The organism is Streptomyces sp. NPDC001852, from assembly GCF_042891825.1.
GTDB lineage: Bacteria > Actinomycetota > Actinomycetes > Streptomycetales > Streptomycetaceae > Streptomyces.
This window is the reverse complement of record NZ_JBIATN010000068.1, coordinates 1-16,654: the sequence shown is the minus strand read 5'-3', so window position 1 is coordinate 16,654 and position 16,654 is coordinate 1. Positions and strand designations below refer to the sequence as shown.

Annotated in this window: 14 protein-coding genes and 2 pseudogenes; 10 read left to right on the top strand and 6 right to left on the bottom strand. The window is 69.7% G+C overall.

Annotated features, from left to right (window positions below; genetic code table 11):
- The first annotated feature begins 486 nt into the window (after positions 1–486).
- The 3 genes from ACFYZB_RS46000 to ACFYZB_RS45990 all read left to right on the top strand — a co-directional run bounded on the left by ACFYZB_RS46000 (position 487) and on the right by ACFYZB_RS45990 (position 1,745).
- Positions 487–675 (top strand): hypothetical protein, encoded by a 189-nt coding sequence (locus tag ACFYZB_RS46000; RefSeq protein WP_388767999.1) that lies wholly within the window; start codon positions 487–489, stop codon positions 673–675.
- Complete coding sequence (locus tag ACFYZB_RS45995) at positions 672–860, top strand: hypothetical protein (protein WP_388767997.1); 189 nt, start codon at positions 672–674, stop codon at positions 858–860. Before ACFYZB_RS46000 ends, ACFYZB_RS45995 begins: the two co-directional genes overlap by 4 nt.
- A gap of 126 nt (positions 861–986) precedes the next feature.
- Complete coding sequence (locus ACFYZB_RS45990) at positions 987–1,745, top strand: SDR family oxidoreductase (RefSeq protein WP_388767995.1); 759 nt, start codon at positions 987–989, stop codon at positions 1,743–1,745.
- Between the two features lie 336 nt (positions 1,746–2,081).
- Here ACFYZB_RS45990 and ACFYZB_RS45985 read toward each other — a convergent pair whose 3' ends face one another.
- Positions 2,082–4,163: an alpha/beta fold hydrolase gene (locus ACFYZB_RS45985; protein WP_388767993.1), complete on the bottom strand. Its 2,082-nt coding sequence runs from the start codon at positions 4,161–4,163 to the stop codon at positions 2,082–2,084.
- Positions 4,164–4,173: 10 nt separating this feature from the next.
- Between ACFYZB_RS45985 and ACFYZB_RS45980 the strand changes: the two are divergent.
- Positions 4,174–4,704 (top strand): annotated as a pseudogene (locus ACFYZB_RS45980) (DUF6891 domain-containing protein); the annotation flags it as partial.
- Here the strand turns inward: ACFYZB_RS45980 and ACFYZB_RS45975 are convergent.
- Positions 4,598–4,891, bottom strand: coding sequence for a hypothetical protein (locus ACFYZB_RS45975; protein WP_388767991.1), 294 nt, complete (start codon positions 4,889–4,891; stop codon positions 4,598–4,600). The pseudogene ACFYZB_RS45980 and the gene ACFYZB_RS45975 overlap by 107 nt on opposite strands.
- 42 nt (positions 4,892–4,933) lie before the next feature.
- On the opposite strand from ACFYZB_RS45975, the gene ACFYZB_RS45970 reads away from it, so the two are divergent.
- The 4 genes from ACFYZB_RS45970 (at position 4,934) to ACFYZB_RS45955 (ending at position 10,253) form a co-directional block, all read left to right on the top strand.
- Positions 4,934–5,800: a FadR/GntR family transcriptional regulator gene (locus ACFYZB_RS45970; RefSeq protein WP_388767989.1), complete on the top strand. Its 867-nt coding sequence runs from the start codon at positions 4,934–4,936 to the stop codon at positions 5,798–5,800.
- Positions 5,797–7,239, top strand: coding sequence for a hypothetical protein (locus ACFYZB_RS45965; protein WP_388767987.1), 1,443 nt, complete (start codon positions 5,797–5,799; stop codon positions 7,237–7,239). Before ACFYZB_RS45970 ends, ACFYZB_RS45965 begins: the two co-directional genes overlap by 4 nt.
- Positions 7,236–9,068 (top strand): FAD-dependent oxidoreductase, encoded by a 1,833-nt coding sequence (locus ACFYZB_RS45960; RefSeq protein WP_388767984.1) that lies wholly within the window; start codon positions 7,236–7,238, stop codon positions 9,066–9,068. Before ACFYZB_RS45965 ends, ACFYZB_RS45960 begins: the two co-directional genes overlap by 4 nt.
- A gap of 273 nt (positions 9,069–9,341) precedes the next feature.
- Positions 9,342–10,253: a TOPRIM nucleotidyl transferase/hydrolase domain-containing protein gene (locus ACFYZB_RS45955; protein ID WP_388767982.1), complete on the top strand. Its 912-nt coding sequence runs from the start codon at positions 9,342–9,344 to the stop codon at positions 10,251–10,253.
- 198 nt (positions 10,254–10,451) lie between these two features.
- Here the strand turns inward: ACFYZB_RS45955 and nhaA are convergent, their stop codons facing one another.
- The 3 genes from nhaA to ACFYZB_RS45940 form a co-directional block, all read right to left on the bottom strand.
- Positions 10,452–12,332 carry a Na+/H+ antiporter NhaA gene (gene nhaA, locus ACFYZB_RS45950; RefSeq protein WP_388767980.1) on the bottom strand — a complete coding sequence of 627 codons (1,881 nt, stop codon included), beginning with the start codon at positions 12,330–12,332 and terminating at the stop codon, positions 10,452–10,454.
- A gap of 224 nt (positions 12,333–12,556) precedes the next feature.
- Positions 12,557–13,552 carry a recombinase family protein gene (locus ACFYZB_RS45945; protein WP_388767977.1) on the bottom strand — a complete coding sequence of 332 codons (996 nt, stop codon included), beginning with the start codon at positions 13,550–13,552 and terminating at the stop codon, positions 12,557–12,559.
- 179 nt (positions 13,553–13,731) lie between these two features.
- Positions 13,732–14,328 carry a TetR/AcrR family transcriptional regulator gene (locus tag ACFYZB_RS45940; protein ID WP_388767975.1) on the bottom strand — a complete coding sequence of 199 codons (597 nt, stop codon included), beginning with the start codon at positions 14,326–14,328 and terminating at the stop codon, positions 13,732–13,734.
- Between the two features lie 117 nt (positions 14,329–14,445).
- Here ACFYZB_RS45940 and ACFYZB_RS45935 point away from each other — a divergent pair, with 117 nt between their 5' ends.
- Positions 14,446–15,408, top strand: coding sequence for an alpha/beta hydrolase family protein (locus tag ACFYZB_RS45935; RefSeq protein WP_388767973.1), 963 nt, complete (start codon positions 14,446–14,448; stop codon positions 15,406–15,408).
- 210 nt (positions 15,409–15,618) lie between these two features.
- On the opposite strand, the pseudogene ACFYZB_RS45930 reads toward ACFYZB_RS45935, so the two are convergent.
- Positions 15,619–15,861, bottom strand: a pseudogene (locus ACFYZB_RS45930) (Tn3 family transposase); the annotation flags it as partial.
- Positions 15,862–16,061: 200 nt separating this feature from the next.
- On the opposite strand from ACFYZB_RS45930, the gene ACFYZB_RS45925 reads away from it, so the two are divergent.
- On the top strand, positions 16,062–16,613 hold the full coding sequence (locus ACFYZB_RS45925) for a hypothetical protein (RefSeq protein WP_388767971.1): 552 nt from the start codon (positions 16,062–16,064) through the stop codon (positions 16,611–16,613).
- The last annotated feature ends 41 nt before the right edge of the window (positions 16,614–16,654 follow it).

The following is a 16,654-nucleotide window of genomic DNA, read 5'->3' as shown; positions in this document are numbered from 1 at the left end:
GTGCCGTGGTCGGCGATCTCGAGCAGCAGGGCGGTGATGAAGTGCTCACCCGCATCGTGCTCGGTGTCCGCGACGTCCTCCAGGCTTCTGCAGACGCTCACCTCAAGGCCATCCCAGAGCGAGATCTTCGCCTCGCGCCTACGCCGCTCCCTGTTCCACTTCACCGGAGGCGCGCGTGTGGAATGGTCGCTGAACGTGACATGGGAGCCTTGCGGCCGGTCGTCGTCTCACATGCATCGTTGTGGCATCCGATGCACGCTGATTGTGGAGAGGACTTCTTGTGTGGGCAATCTGCGTACGCGACGACCCTACCGTCCCGGCGCCGCCCGAATGAAGGTGGGGATCGAGGGCCGGCCTGCTGGTCATGAGTCGCCATGGGTGAGAGTCGCGCGTGCACCTGGGGGCGCCAGGACGCCGTCCGTTTCAAAGCCTCCCATCGCCGGGTTGACCGTCACTGATCGGCAGGCGGCAGAGGGAAGGAGCGCGATGGACACCAACTACATCGGCACCCGGACCGTCTCCGGGGCCTTCGCTTCGGTCCTGTCGCGCAACGGCGGCAATGTACTGATGCTGTCGGCCACCTCCTTGGCCTCCTGGCCGGGCTTCCCGGGGACGGCCCCAGCAGCCCTGCGGTCTACGGGCGCGCTGTGGGAAGCACTGCGGGAGCGCTCATGATCGGTGTCCACGCCAGTTTCGGGGAGACGGATCTCAGCCCCTTCACGGGCGCGCCGGAGACAAGTACGGAAGAAGACGTCGCGAAACAGACCATGGAGGCACTGGCGAACGACCGGGTCGAAGTCCTCGCCGACGAACGGACCCGGCAGGTCGAGCACGCTCTGTCGCATCCCGTCGAACGGTGAGGAGGTGCCGGCCCGGTCCGGCGGGGCTGCCCGCAGAGGATCACCGCCTGGTTCCTGCGGCAGTTCGACGAGGTGCTGGATCAGTCCTGTGGACAACCTGGGCAAGACCACAGCGCGGGAGGAATCATGACGGTTGAGCCGACTGCGGGTTACGGATCCCGCGACCAGGCCCTGCATGGGCAGACCCTCGTCGTCATCGGCGGGAGCGCGGGCATCGGGCTGGCGACCGCACGGCTCGCCCGTACCCAGGGCGCCGGCGTGGTCCTCACCGGACGGGACCCCGAACGCCTGCACACCGCCGCCAGGGAGACCGACGCCCTCAGCACCGCCGCCTTCGACGCCCATGACCCGGAGCAACTCGAACGGTTCTTCCAGCAGCTGCCAGGGCCGATCGACCACGTGATGGTCACCGCGGGCGGCCCGTCCTACGGCCGCCTCCTGGACATGGACGCCGCCCAGGCGCGCCGGGCCATCAGCGACCACATGGTGCTCGCCCTCGAGGTCGCACGCCACTGCGCCGGCACCGTACGGCCGGGCGGCACGCTGCTGCTCATGAGCGGCACCGGAGCCCGCCGGATCCGGGCCGCTCTCGGTGTCGCCCCTGCAGTCACCGCCGCGACGCCCGCCTTCACGGCCAGTCTCGCACTCGAGCTCGCGCCGGTCCGGGTGAACCTGATCGCCGCCGGCTTCGTGGACACGCCGTTGTCGGCCCGGCTGCTCGGCGACGCACTCGACGCCCGCCGCGAGGAACTGCGCGCCACGCTGCCGATCGGCCGCGTAGTCGTACCAGAGGACGTGGCGGCGCTCGCCGTGCACATCATGACCAACACCGCACTCACCGGTGCTACCTACGACATCGACGGAGGCCAGCAGCTCATCGGCTGAGCCGCGCATCGCGGTGGCCCGGATTTGTGTGCTCCGGACTTGATCGCGGGACGGGACCAACAACGTCATCAGTGCCGCGAGTAATTCCTGGGGGCCTCGCCGGCCAGAGGGGCCACCTACGGCGAGACGTTGACGGGTAGCTGGGACGGCCGCATGACGCGGAGCCTGGCCCTTCGCAGCGGCCGTGGCACGTTCAGGGACACCGGGGCCTGTCGCAGGCATCCCGCTGGCACCGCCACAACAGCACAGGCGGAGGTGGTGCGCTGGCAGCGGCCGGTTGCAGGAAGTCGAGGAGACGGGCTTTACCTTGCAGGTAGGTGAGCAGGGGGCCAGTTTCTAGCGGCAGCCGTGCGCGGACGACGTCGTGCTGGCGGACGGACGGCCCGTCGGATGCGTGGGTGATGCAGAAGCGGAAGACCCTGCTGATGCAGGAGACGACGCGGATGCCGAATCGGGGGTCGACGGTGACGCGGATGTTCCCGTCGGCAGATGCCAGCCCGTGCTGGTGGGAAAGCCGTACGGCACGCACCCCGACCCTGCCCGATCCCGCGCTGCCCCCGCGGCCGGCTGGTAGCCGGCGTCGGCCACCAGCACTGCGGGAGAGGGAGCGGCACTCGACACCGAACGGCAGGGACCAGGCCCTTGTTTGTACTGCTGCAAGCGACGCACATCTGGCAGCCGGACCGGTGACCAGCCCGTCCCTTTTCGTCGCTGCGGCGGCGCCAGTTCGTCGGTTCTCCTCCGAAGGGCAGGGAAGGGCCGCCATGAGGCACTGGGCTGGGTCAGCCTTCGCGGCTGGCGATCTCCCGCCAGTACTCCGCAGCGAGTCCGGAGGCAAGAGTCTCGGGGTGGTCGGGGCCTAATACTCTCTGCAGGTCGGCCCGTAGCTCGGTAGAGGCCGTAACAGCCGTAGCCGCATCCCCATCGGCTTCCGCGCGAGCGGCGATCAGAGCGCCTCGTGCGCTTAAAGGTGTCGCGGTCGTGAGAGCCTTTCACTCGTTCCAGGCGGGGCAACAGTTCGGTGAGGGTCGCCACGGCTCGGACGGGATCCCCGCTCAGATACTGCAAGTAGCCCAAAGTGGTGCGGTAGTGGAGGGTGTTGGGGTGGTCGGGGCCCTCCATCACTTCCAGGCCGTACACCAGCTCGTTGTAGGTTGCGGCGGCTCCGGCAAAATCCCTGGCCTCACATTGCGCCTTGCCCTTCTTCGCCATGTTGAGGAGGGCTTGCAGCAGGGGCTCGGAGAAGTAGTCCCTGGTGTTGTCGTTGCTGCGGACGTTGTCCGGGTATTTGTCCTGGACAGCTGTGGTCGGGCCGTCATCCTCAGGGTCGAGGTCGTCGGTTATGCGCTGCAGCAGGTCAGCACCGTGATCATTGACTTCAGCGGCGCGGGCCAGGGCTTGGTCGATGTCATCCCCCAGGGGGTCGGCTTGTGCTGTCCTTCGATGCGGGCTGTGTATTGAACTGCTGGCGAAGGCCGCATCCTCCGGAGCGCCGACGTGCAGCCGATCGAGCTTGTCGGTGAGCTGGTCGATGTGGGCCTGTCTTTGGGTGGCGAGATCTTCGGCCTGGCGTTGCTTTTCCCGCGCCCGCTCGGCCCGGTCCTGGAACGCCCCCCGCGGCGGGATCACCCCCACCTGGCGGGGCCGGACCACGCCGGCCGCGCCGGCAGGACCAACCGGGCCCTCGCGGACGGTGCCAGCTGGTCGGCCGCCGCTGGCTGCTCCGTCTTCGTGCAGGTGGCGGCGCAGGGTGGTGAAGGTGCGGTGCTCGGGTGTGGTGGCCTTGAGGATGCTGAAGTGGTCACCCGGCAGAGCGGCGGCGTCCCTGAAGACGGAGCGGGCGGAGGACACCGGCACGACGGTGTCGCTTTCACCGGCGTAGACGAAGAACGGGACGGGGTAGGTCCGGTCGGTGACCGCACTCGCGCCCAGCACCTGGTTCACGATGACCCGGCGGGTCTCGGTGACCTGCTCGTCCAGCGGCCGCAGTTCCCGTTCCTGCGGATTCCTGCCGCGGCGTCCCAGGATCCCCCGGCGCAAGGACAACAGCAGCTGCGAGCCGTCGTTCGGGCAGGCCAGCATCACCACCCGGTGGATCCGGGCCAGCTCACCGCCGCGTCCGTCGGCGAGCATCCGCGCCAGATACCGCTGCACGACCAGCCCGCCCATGCTGTGCGTGATGATCACCAGGCCCTCAAACGGCCCGCCTTCGGTCCGCAGATACTCCCCCAGGCTGTCGGCGGCCGTGCCGATCGACGGGAACACCTCACGGAGCATCTTCAGCGGGTTCAGCACGACCCCGGTCGCATATTCGAAGGGCAGCACCCGCACCCTGCCCAGCGACTGGTCCTGTTTGATGCGCTCCAGCACGTACTCCCAGGTCTGCGGCCCGGAATTGAAACCGTGGACCAGCACCACGCCCAATTGCGTCCGCGAGGTGCTGGTCGGCGGCTACGCCTCCCGTGCCGAACTGGCCGAGCTTGCTGAGGAGTACCTAGTCACCAGGGACCGCCGACCCGTTTCGCGCGAGCAGGCACAAGCCCTGGCTGATCGGTTGAGGCTGGAGCACGTCGCGGAACAAGCCAAGTGGCAAGGCGAGACCGACCCTGAGCGGCTCACCCGCGCGTTCACCGCCCTGCGGATGGCCGGTATCACGGCCCGCGAGAACTTCACCTGTTGCCGTAGCTGCGGCCAGTCCGAGATCGGCGGTGCAGGCGAGCCCGATGCCCGCGGTTACGTCTACTTCCATACAACGGGGGCGTGTACGGCCAGGGCGGCACGAGTGTGGACCAGGTCGTCGCCCGGGTCGAGGACGACGGTGACCAGGGGCGGGTTGTCGCAGCTGAGCATGGTCAGACCGGCTGCCGGGCGGAGAGTTTGCTGTAGGTCCGGCGCAGCAGTTCCTCATCCACACGGGTACGGCCAGTCTTGTTCAGGCCGGTCACCAGGTGGTGGGTGATCTTCGCCCAGGCGCGGAAGTTCCCGTGCGCGGCTTCCTGGTCGCAGACCACGATCAGGTCGTGGTCCGCCTTGGCCCATACGGGGTGGAAGGCGGGGATGACGGTGGGGACCTCCTCCAGGGGCATGCGGCCGATCTCCTGCCGGGCATAGACCCGGGACTCGAGCATCGGCTCGCTCTGCGGCATCTCGCGATCTCCGACCTCCCGGATCGCGCCGGGTGGATCGAGGTGCTGGACGCCCTGGAAGCCAGCGACCTTTCCGGTGCACTTCTGCAGATCGCCGCGCTCACGAAGAGCAGCCGATGCAATGAGGGCGTCACGGAAACAGCGACGGATCATGTCATGTCCATTGACCCCAGGCGCATGTATTGGTTGAGTGGCTCATCCACTGAACCACTGGGAGGACGCGTGGAGGCACTGGCCCGCGAAACCATCGTCGATGTCCTGGAAAGCCGGCTGCGCGAGGACATCTTCACGGGACGCCATCCGGCCGGCAGTTACTTGCCGCCGGAGCGCACGCTCGCCGACGGCTACGGCGTCACCCGCACCACCCTTAAGCACGCGTTCGGGCGTCTGATGCAAGCCGGACTGCTTGAGACGCGGCACGGTGTCGGCACTCGCGTGCGGGACTATCTGCGCCTGGGTGGCGCCGACTTGCTGCCGATGCTGGTACGGCACAGTCCCGACTGGATCGGCGAGGTTTTCGAAGTGCGGCGTCACATCGGAGTGTTGATCGCCGAACGCGCCGCGGTCCGGGCGACCGACCGGCAGCGGGCCGAGCTGCGTACGCTGCTGACAGCCGTGGGAGAGGCGGCGGACGCCGATGCCGTACAGCTGGCGGACATCGAGGTCCACCGGGCCCTGGCCCGCGCCACCGGCAACCGCGTGTACGTCCTGCTGACCAACACCCTCTTCAACGCCTACCTGCCGGTGCGCGCCGCGCTCAGGCGGCCCTTCGAGGACCCCTCTCTGGCGCACGGCCGTCTGGAGCCGGTGGTCGACGCGGTCGCTGCCGGTGACGGGCCCGGCGCCAGGCGGGCGGCCGAGCAGTATCTGACCGCGACCGAGCGGATCATGCTGGAGGGTCTCGCATGAGCGCCGACAGGAGCGCACACACGGCCACGGGCGCCGACGGCTCGCCCGCTCGCGGCACCCGCTTCAGCGAGACGATGCTCGGCACCCTCACGCTCGACGACGAGGACCGCACCCGCCGGATCCGCCTCGATCTGAACGTCTCGGCGGACCGCGTCCTGCGCCTTTTCGGTACCACCCCGGCCCGGGCCACCGGCCGGATCCGCATCACCGGCTGGGCCGACGACCCGTACGCCCAGGGCGAGTTGGAGATTTCGCCGCTCGCGCGCCACCGTATCCGTTACCGCATCACCTTCACCGCCGACGGCCGCCCGCTCACCCTCGACGGCTGGAAGTCCGTCACCCCGCGCAGGCCCGTCGCCTCGATGACCGTCCTGCCGTACACCCTCTACGACGGCGCCGCGCGCATCGGCACCGGCACCCTGCGCTTCCCCCTCGGTACGCAACTCCTCCCCTTCCTCGCCAGCTTCCGCTTCCCGCGGCGCGATGGTCCGGGCGTGTTCCTCGCACCCCGCTGGCGCGGCGAGCCGGGCCGCACCGAGGTCTGGTACACCACCGTCACCGACCCGGACACCGGCAGCGGGCTGTGGCTGCACCACGAACTGACCGCACCGGCCGACGGATCCGCGCCGCACGCACACGGCTGGGCCGCGGTGTTCCCCAAGGACGGACCCGTGCGGCACGCCCGGTTCGGCCCCGCCCCCTGGGCTCCCGGGCAGTCCGGCTTCGACGCCGACGGGGTCGCGGTCCGGCCCGGACGCCTGACCGGGTCGGCCGAGGACGGCGCCCTGCGCTGGGACCTCACCGAACGGCCTGCGAACGAGCCGCTGTTCACCTTCCCCCGCTGGTCCTGGCGCCGACCCCTGCTGCCGGCCGCCCAGATGCTCCCCGCCGCACGAGCCTCCTACGACGGCACCTTCACCCATGACGGCACGACGCTGACGCTGACCGCAGCCCCGGGCGCGTCGGCCCGGATCTACGGCCACGGCAACGCCCGCCGCTGGGCCTGGCTGCACGCCGACCTCGGCGGCGGAGACGTCCTGGAGATCGTCGCGGCCGTGTCGATGCGCCCGGCCCTGCGCAGACTTCCACCCCTGGTCTTCCTCCGGCTGCGCCGGGACGGCCGCAGCTGGCCCCGCCGCGCCGAGCGGACGGCCGTCGGCTGGGCCGGAGCAGGGCGTTTCCGCGCCGACATCGCACTGCCCACGTGGACGGTCACCGGACGCAGCGGCCTGCGCCGCATACGAGTCGAGGTCACCCAGCCGGCGGACCGCACGCTCACCCTGGACTACACCGACCCCGACGGCCGGCACGCTACCTGCCGCAACAGCGAACGCGCCGACGCCCGCGTCCTGCTGGAGCGGTGGTGGTCCGGCGGCTGGCACACCGAGGCCGAGTGGACGCTCGACGGCACGGCCCACGCGGAGGTCGGCACCCGATGAGTCTCGCCGGCCTCGTCTCCGCCCTCATCGCCGACGACGGCACCGCCGACTGGCCCCGACGCGTCCCCGCCCGACTGCAGACGGTCCTCACGACCATGCCACTCGCCGCCCGGGCCGGCCTACGGACAGCCGCGCGCGGAATCGACGCCTATGCCCTGGCGCGCACCGGACACACCCTCGGCGCCCTGACCACGCCCGAAAGAGAGTCCGTACTGGGCGCACTCGCCGCACATCCTGCCCTCCTCCCGCTGCTGGACGTGCTCAAGGTGCCCGTGCTCCTGGCGGCCGGAACGGAGCGGATGCTGCAGCAAGGTCCCGCACCACTCGGCCTCACACGCCAGGACCCGCCGCTGGACCTGACACCCGCGTCCGCCTGGCCCGCTCGCTCCACTGCCGACGCCGTGGTCATCGGCTCGGGCGCCGGCGGGGCGATGGCCGCGCGGACCCTGGCCCGGGCGGGACTCGATGTCGTCGTCCTCGAAGAGGGAGAACACCACTCCACCGCCTCCTTCGGCCGGCGCACACCCCTCGACCGTTTCACCGAGCTGTACCGGGACGGCGGGGCGACCGTGGCTGTCGGCAACCCCCCGCTGCTGCTGCCGGTGGGCCGCGCCGTCGGCGGCACCACGGTCGTCAACTCCGGTACCTGCTACCGCACTCCGGGACACGTTCTCGCCCGCTGGGGCCGGGAGTCCGGTTTCACGCTGGCCGACGGCTTCGACCGGCACCTGGACGAGGCCGAGCGCACCCTGCGGGTGGCCACCCAACCCCTCGACGTCCTCGGGAACAACGGCCACATCGCGCTCGCCGGAGCCCGTCAGCTCGGCTGGCAGGCCGCGCCCCTGCGCCGCAACGCACCGGGCTGCCAAGGCTCCTGCCAGTGCGTGGTGGGCTGCCCCACCGGGGCCAAACAGAGCGTCCAGCTCTCCGTGCTGCCCGACGCCTGCGCCGCCGGGGCCCGCATCGTCACCGGAGCACGGGTGGAGCGCATCCTCGTGGACGCGGACCGGCCCGGAGGCCCGCGCGTGGCCGGAGTGCGCGTCCACCGGGACAACGGCGGGCTCGAAATCCTCGCGCCCCTGGTCGTCGTCGCGGCGGGTGCGCTGCAGTCCCCGCCACTGCTGCGCCGCTCCGGCCTTGGCCGACATCCTCGCCTCGGCCGCAACCTCAGCGTCCACCCGGCCACGAGCGTCGCCGGACGCTTCGCCGAACCGGTGACCGCCTGGGAGGGTGTGCTGCAGAGCGTCGGCGTGGAGGAGCACCACGACGCGGGCATCCTCATCGAGGCCACCGCCACCCCGCCCGGCATGGGCTCCTTCATCCTCCCCGGGCTGGGGGAAGAGCTGCGCCGCGAACTGGAGGGCGCCGACCGGCTCGCCACCCTCGGCGCGATGATTGCCGACCGCCCCTCCGGCAGTGTCCTCGGCCGTGACCGAACGCTCATCCGTTACGACCTGGACCGCCGCGACGCAGGCCGCCTGCTGCGGGCAGTCGGCGTCATGGGCGAGCTGCTATTCGCCGCGGGCGCCGAGGAAGTACTCACAGGCATCCCCGCCGCTCCTCGCGTCCGCGACCCCGCGGAACTGGACGCCGTCCTCGCGATGGCGCATGCGCGGCAGCTCCATCTCTCCGCCTACCATCCCACCGGCACGGTCGCCGCCGGCACCAGCGCGCAGCGCTTTCCCGCCGACCCGCTGGGCCGGCTCCGCGGAGTACACGGTGTACTGATCACGGATGCCTCAGTGCTCCCGAGCTGCCCGCAGGTGAATCCGCAGCTGAGCATCATGGCGGCCGCTCTGGCGATCACGGAGGCGCATCTCGGTGCATGAGGATTGAGGTCCCTGGCCCCATCAGCGCCGGCCGGGCCTGCCGAGCGCGGACATCCGCATCGGGTACGCCCACTGGTCGACGCTCGGGCAGGAACTCGACTCCCAAGTTCGAATGCGCCGGACACCGTTATGACGTCCCCCAGCAGCGATTGTCCGTCCTCGCCGCCTGCTGTCTGCTGTCTGTTCCATGCCGGTCCGCCTCGCCCCCGTGCCCAAACGTGCATGCGGGCGGCAGCGGGTCGCGGGTGGCGAGCCCGGCCGCAGCCGGCTGAGGTGCAGGGCCGGCTGCGGCCCCGGGGGCCGCCTCGCCCGTATTTTCTGACCGGCGTCCTAGACGCTCAAGACGCTCGCCCGCTCGCTCTGGTCCGGCTCGACCGGTCCTCCGGAAGCCCGCGCGCACGTGATCTGGACCCCGACGCGGTCGCTGAACTGCTGCGCGCACCGCTGCTGCGCTACTCCAACATTTCTTCTGGCCTCTTCTACGACCGGGTCGTGCTCTGCGAGGCCGAAGGCGACTGCCAGTTCTACGCCGCGGCCTTCGATGCCACCCGCGATCATTCAGCGCCGCACGAGAACACGATCTACCTCCACACCAACGGGAAAGCTCGCCTCGCCGATACCGCCCGCCGGTTTCGCGCGTTTGGCATCCCGACGGCCGCCATCACCGACTTCGACTTCCTGAACGACTACGGCACCGTCCGCAGCGCCATGAACGCTCTCGGTGGCACCGTTCGCGACATGAGCGCTGACCTCAGAACGCTCAACGACTACGCCAACGCCGAACGCAGCGTCCCCACGATTGCCGGCTACCGCACTCAGGTGAATTCGGTGCTGAGCGGCCGTGGAGACAGGCCGCTCACCGAGGCCGTGATCAGCAAAGTGAGTGATCTGCTCAAGGGTTCGTCCGGCTGGGGCACCCTGAAGAAGAGCGGGCTCAACGCTCTCAACGGCGACGTGCATGACGCCGCAGAGCGCCTGCTGAAACACACCGCAGCGCATGGCCTCTTCCTCGTTCCCTGTGGGGAACTCGAACAGTGGGTACGCAGCGTTCCGTCCGGGAACAAGGCCCAGTGGCTCGCCGAGGTGTTCAACGGGCCGAAACGCTGGTACCAGAAACCGACCCCCGAACTGCAGCACTTCTGCCAACAGATCCGGCACTGCCTCACCCAACCTCACCAACGGTAGGCCCCACCCCGGACAACAAGGGCGTACTGACAGCGGACGTGGCAACCGGCCCGCCGACCCGCCAGCGTGGGGAGACGTCGCCAACGTCCGCGGCTCGTCGATGGTGCCTGCACCGCGTCTTTCACCGGAGCGATGTCCCGCGCGACCTGGACGAGGAGCATGCCGCCCTGGAAGGCAGCAAGGAACAGATCGGCCCCGTCACGTGGCGACGGAGGCTCGTGCGCGAGCTGCGCGGACAGCGGCGGTGAGGCTGGGGAGGTCGTAGGCGCCGTGGTGTCTGCGGCCGTTGATGAAGAAGGTGGGGGTGCCGGCCACGCTGCTGAGATCGGCTGACTCGACGTGCTCGGCGATGCGGGCTGCACCGGTGTGAGCGCGCATGTCGCGTTCGAAGCGCTCGGTGTCCAGGCCGATAGCGGCCGCGTGGGCGTGCAGGTCTTCGATGCGGAGGGCTTGTTGGTGGCTGAGCAGCAGGTCGTGCATGTCCCAGAAGCGGCCCTGGCGTGCGGCTGCTTCGACGGCTTCGGCGGCGAGTTGGGCGTGGATGTGCACGTCGGTCAGGGGCAGGTGGCGCCACACGTAGCGCAGGTCTCCGAAGTCGGCGAGGAGTTCACGGACGACGGGCTCGGCCTGCCCGCAGTAGGGGCATTCGTAGTCGCCGTACTCCACCACGGTGACAGCGGCGTGGTGTGGCCCTCGGATGTGATCGTGGTCGGGATCCACGGGCACGGCCAGGTCGACGATCGTCTCCGCCTTCCCGAGCAGGGCCCTAAGCCGCAGCGCAGGCGGCAGAAGGCCGATCGCTGCGGTGACCAGCCGGGCTGTCAGGAAGGAGCAGACGAGTGTGGCGAGGATGCCGAGCTTGGCCTCGTTCAGGCGTGGGCCGTGGAAGGCGAGGGTTGCGATGAGCAGGGAGACGGTGAAGCCGACCCCGCACAGGGCGCCGCCGGCGGTTGCGGCGCCCCAGCCGACCGGGAGGCGCAGCCGCCCGCGGGAGGCGAGCGTGGTGAGCGCACAGGCCCCGACGATGCCCAGCGGCTTGCCCAGGACGTAGGCGATGAGGATCCCGAGGGTGACGGGCGAGGTGAAGGCTCGTGCCAGCTGGTCGCCGCTGATCTCGATGCCGGCATTGGCGAGGGCGAACAGCGGGACCACCGCGTAGCTGGTCCAGGGATGGTAGATGCGTTGCAGGCGGTCGTTGGGGGAGATCGCCGAGGCGATGCCGGCGCGGACGGACCGTTCCAGTTCCGGGGTGGGCTGCTCACGGAACAGCCGGAACAGGCCGCTGGCGTGTTCCAGGTCGGCGCGCGAGGCAGGGTAGGCGTAGGTGAGCAGCCCCAGAGCGAGACCGATCACCACCGGGTCCACGCCCGACTCGAGCAGGGCGACCCAGGCGACGACGCCCAGAAGGGCGTACACGCTGCCGTGGTGTACGCCGAGTCGCCGTGTGAGCAGGACGAGTGTGAGGGTTGCGATGGCCACGCCGAGTGCGGGTACGGCGATGCGGTTGCTGTAGGCGAAGGCGATGACGCCGAGGGAGAGGAAGTCGTCGACCACGCTCAGCAGGAGGATGAAGACCCGCAGTCCGGGTGGCATGCCGCGGCCGGCGACGGCCAGCACGCCCAGGGCGAAGGCGGTGTCGGTGGACATCGCCGCGCCCCAGCCCTGCTCGCTGCCGTGGCCGGCGTTGATGGCGAGGTAGAGGGCGATGGGCACGATCATGCCGCTGAGCCCGGCGACGAGCGGCAGGGTGAGCCGCTTGCGTTCGCGCAGTTCGCCCATGTCGAACTCGCGGCGTGCCTCCAGACCGACGACGAGGAAGAAGAGCGTCATCAGGCCGCTGTTGACCCACTCCCGCAGGGCGAGCGAGATCCCGTACGTGCCGAGGCGGACGGACAGGCGGGTGTCCCAGAACGACGTGTATGCCGAGGGTGCCGCGTTGGCCCAGAGGAGGGCGGCGAGCGCGGCGGCGACCAGGACGGCGGCGCCGCCGGTCTCGGTGCGCAAGAAGGCACGCAGCGGGGAACGCGATCCGCTGCTGCACAGCGTCTGACCGGTGTAGGCCTCTGGTTCACGGGACATGGATCAGATTCTCGTTCGAGGCGTGGCCGACCGGCGTGCGGAAAGCCGGTGCGTCGGCAGTGGGTCGTTTCGCAGACTGACGGGCTCGTGAGTCATGGCAGCGGCAACGGCCGGGTTCACGGGGGCCCCGTCGGCTGGGTCCTGGCGCTGGAGGACACGGTCCGGCATGGCCCATAAGGAGTATCGGAACGGGAATTAGCGGTAGTGGCTGACGCAGTACCGCGTCACCGAGCGGGTTCTATCGCTGCCGTGCGCGGGCCGGGGAGTTCGCCGGTCTGGAGGGCGACGAGGTCGGCGTGGGCCTGTTCGACGGCTTCGGGGTACGCCTCGCGCTTGGCGTGCTCGGCAAGCGCTCGGTAGATGCTCGCCGCCGAGGGGCTCTGCCCCTTGCGCTTGCCGGTGGGGATGATCAAGTCGGGCTGGATCTGCTCGACGGACTCCCCGTTCGCCCTCCGCCGCAGCACGGTGTGCAACATGTCGTCGGTGATGACCGGCGGTCGGCCGCCGTGCTTGCCCTTGCGGGAGGCGGTGTCGAGCCCCTCCAGTGTCGACTCCCGGATGTTCTCCCGCTCGGTCTCCGCCATCGCCGCGAAGAACGCGAACAGCAACGGTGCCGCACCGGTGGGGTCGTAGATGCCGGGCAGGGGACCGGCAAGCATCTCCAGGACCAGGCCGTGCGCAGTGAGGTGGTCGGCGAGAGCGGTGAGTTCGGCGGCGTCGCGGCCCAGCCGCTTCATCTCGTACACGGTGAAGATGACCCGGCAGTGTGGGGAGTGCGCCTTGATCTCCCGGGCGGTGCGGAGCGCCTCCTCGAACTGCGGGCGCACCCGCACACGGGTGCTGATCTTCTCGCTGAAGATCTTGTCGCGGGGGATGCAGTGCGCGGTGAGCGCGTCGAGCTGGGAGTCGAGTTCCTGACTGAGGTGCGAGCAGCGCGCGTAGCCGATGCGGATGTCCGCGCCCGGGGTGTCCTCGACGACGGGGGCCGGGGGCGGTGTGCCGGGCCGCCACGGCTGCCCGGGTCCCCGGTCGGCCGGGGTGGGTACGCGCAGCGCCTTCTTCAGACGGGGCACCTTCGTGAACCGGCCGGTGTGGTACGCGCCGGCGACCGCGCCACCGCGCGAGCGGCAGGGCGATCCGGGCTGGACGCCGCAGCGCGGGCAGGGGTGGCGCTCGACGTCGTCTGCGTCGGCCGCCGTGGGCTCGTGAGGGTCCGTCATGTCCCCGGATCTTCGCACAATGCAAGTCTCAGAACGGTGTCCCGCCCATTTTTGAGTGAGAACGGGTTCTGAGAGCCGATCGAAGATCAGAGGGTGCCCGGCGGACGATTGTCGATCTTGCTCCGGCAAAGGGTCGTTTGTGAGAGCGTTGCCCTCAGGGGGTTCACCGGTTCGTTCCGTCAGGCAGGCTGGGGTTGCCGGAGTCCCTGGAGGAGCAGTTCGATCAATCGGCGGGGGTCGTAGCGCGGGTCGCTGTCGCGTCCGATGCACAGGTTGCCGATGCCGCGCATCAGCTCGTAGGGCTGCGTGCCGGGCCGGATGTCGCCGGCGTCGACCGCGGCGCTGAGCAGCTGCGCGCACACGGGCTCCAGGCGGTCGAGGAAGTAGGTGTGCAGCGCGGCGAAGCGGCTGCTGTCCGACTGCAGGGCGTCGGCGAGTCCGTGCTTGGTGACCAGGAAGTCGACGAAGAGGTCGATCCACTGACGGAGCGCCTCGAACGGAGAGTCGGCGCCGGCCAGCAGGCTTGGGCCTGCCTCGGCGCATGCCTCGATCTGGTGACGGTAGACGGCGGTGACCAGATCCGCGCGGGTCGGGAAGTGGCGATAGATCGTCCCCATCCCGACGCCCGCTTTGGCCGCGATCTGGCGGATCGGCGCGTCGACACCCGAGGTGACGAAGACCTCGGCGGCGGCGCTGAGCAGCGTCTGCTGGTTGCGTACCGCGTCGGCCCGCTTGGTTCGGGCCGACGCCTTCCCGGTTGGGCTCTCGGTGGACACGAGGCTTCCTTTCCATCACCGTTTGACAAAGCGGAACACTGCTCCGAATAATAAAGGGAGCAACGTTCCGTTTCAGGTTACGGCAACGGCGCAGGCTCCAGAAGGGAACCCCCCGCCATGACTGCATCAACCGACACTGCCGCCGCCTTCGGCTCGCCCGCCCCCGTCCTGTCGTACAGCCCGGTGGTCCTGTCCGTGCCCGGACGGCCCGTGGACCTCCAGGTCCGTGTCTCCGCGCCCGCCACCGGGACCGGCCTGCCCGTCATCCTGCTGTCCCACGGCCACGGCGGCTCCAACAACCTGTCCTCGCTGAACGGGTACGCGCCCATCGCCAATCTCTGGGCGGCAGCCGGGTTCGTCGTCATCCAGCCCACCCACCTCAGCTCCCGCACACTGAGCCGTCAGCTCGCCGACACCCCCGGAGCCCCCTTCTTCTGGCGCTCCCGTGCCGAGGACATGAGCCACATCCTCGACCGGCTCGACGAGATCGAGAAGACCGTGCCGCAGCTCGCCGGGCGCATCGACCACGACAAGATCGCGGTCGCCGGGCACTCCCTCGGCGGCCACACCGCCGGCCTCCTGCTGGGCGCCCGCAGCGCCGACCCCGACACCGGGGAGGAAGTGAACCTGACCGAGCCCCGGATCAAGGTGGGCGTGCTGCTGGCCGCACCGGGCAGGGGCGGCGACATCCTCAACGGACCGATGGCCGAGATGGTGCCGTTCTTCCACACCACCGACTTCTCCACGATGGCCACGCCCACCCTGGTCGTCGCCGGCGACCAGGACGACTCCAAGCACTTCACCGACGTCGGCCCCGACTGGCACACCGACCCCTACCGCCTGGCCCCCGCTCCCAAAACCCTGCTCACCCTCTTCGGCGCCGAGCACCTGCTCGGCGGCATCTCCGGATACGACGCCGACGAGACCACCGACGAGAGCCCCGAGCGGGTCGCCGCCCTCGCGCGCCTCACCTCGGCCTACCTGCGCACCCAGTTCCAGCCCGACGACCACGCCTGGCAGGCGGCGTGCGAGGCGCTGACGACTGGGGCCGCCCCGGCCGGACGGGTGGAATTCAAGTAGGCAGCCGCGGCGAAGCCCTACAGCGGGCGGTCCGCATCGTTGTCATCACCGACTGGGCCGTGCCCGTCCCGCACAGGGACGGGCATGCCCCGCGTCGTCCAGAGAACCACGGCCTTCCCGCATTCGCACCGGTCACGGGCGAGGGCGGTCCGGCCGGAGGCATCTCCTATGCCTCCGGCCGGACCGCCTTTGACTTGTATGGGCCCGCGGCTACCCGTCCTCGTCGTTGTCGGCCTCGTCGTCGCCGTACGGGTCGCGTAGCTGCCGCAGGCCCGGCGCCAGCGGCCGGGTGAAGGCGTAGCGGCCCAGGAAGTTGATGTGGTCGTACTGGAGCGGGGACAGCCCGGCGAGCAACTCGTCGGTGACGGGGAAGCCGTCGGCGGCCAACTGCTTGACGGCGGCGTCGATGTAGAGGCTGTTGAACAGCACCGCGGCGTTGAGCGCCAGGCCGAGAGCACCGAGCTGGTCTTATCCGAACTAGCCCATCCGAACTAGCCCATCCGACGGCCCGGCAGGGGTCTGCCGGGGGTCGAGTCACTGAAAGTAATTGTCTGAAATCGTGGAGCCCTGGAGTGTCCGGGCGTGTCGGGCGCCGCTGCGTTCTGCACGGTCACCTGTGACAAGGCGCCCGGGACCAGGCGACAATCCCGCATATGGATGACGCGTTCACACTCCTTCGGCAGGCCGTTGACGTACTGCCGAAGGACGCCATGGCAGAGAACGGCCAGACGGTTGGAGATGTTCGCAAGGAGATCGAGCTCCAGGAGTGGGAGATGGCGCTCGATGTGCTCATCGAGATCGCGGATGTCCATCCGGTATCCATCACCTTCTGGGAGATGCTCTCCGAGGCTGCCCGGCAGATGATGCTCGACCGCAGCCGCCGTTGGTGCGAGTGGCGGGGCTGGGAAGCCAAACACGGCACGATCCGTGCCACCTTGACCCTTCTGGGAGCCGACGAGGGCGGACGCCAGAGTGCCTTCTCAGGGGACGGCCAGCTCAGACCGCTGTGGGACATCGGTCACCGCACCGCAGACGGACAGCAAGATCTGAACATCGCGAGGCTCTGGGTGGAGTTCGAGCCGCAGCTTGGCCCTGGAGAGACAGCCGACGTTCGCCTGGCTCCCCTGCAGCCCGAGCAATGGCAGCATCTTAGACGCCATCCGCTTTCCGAACGTGATCATTTGGTTCGGGCTGGGTGGGCATGAACTCCGCCTGGCGGCGGGAGAGATGGGCGTGTTTCGTCCGT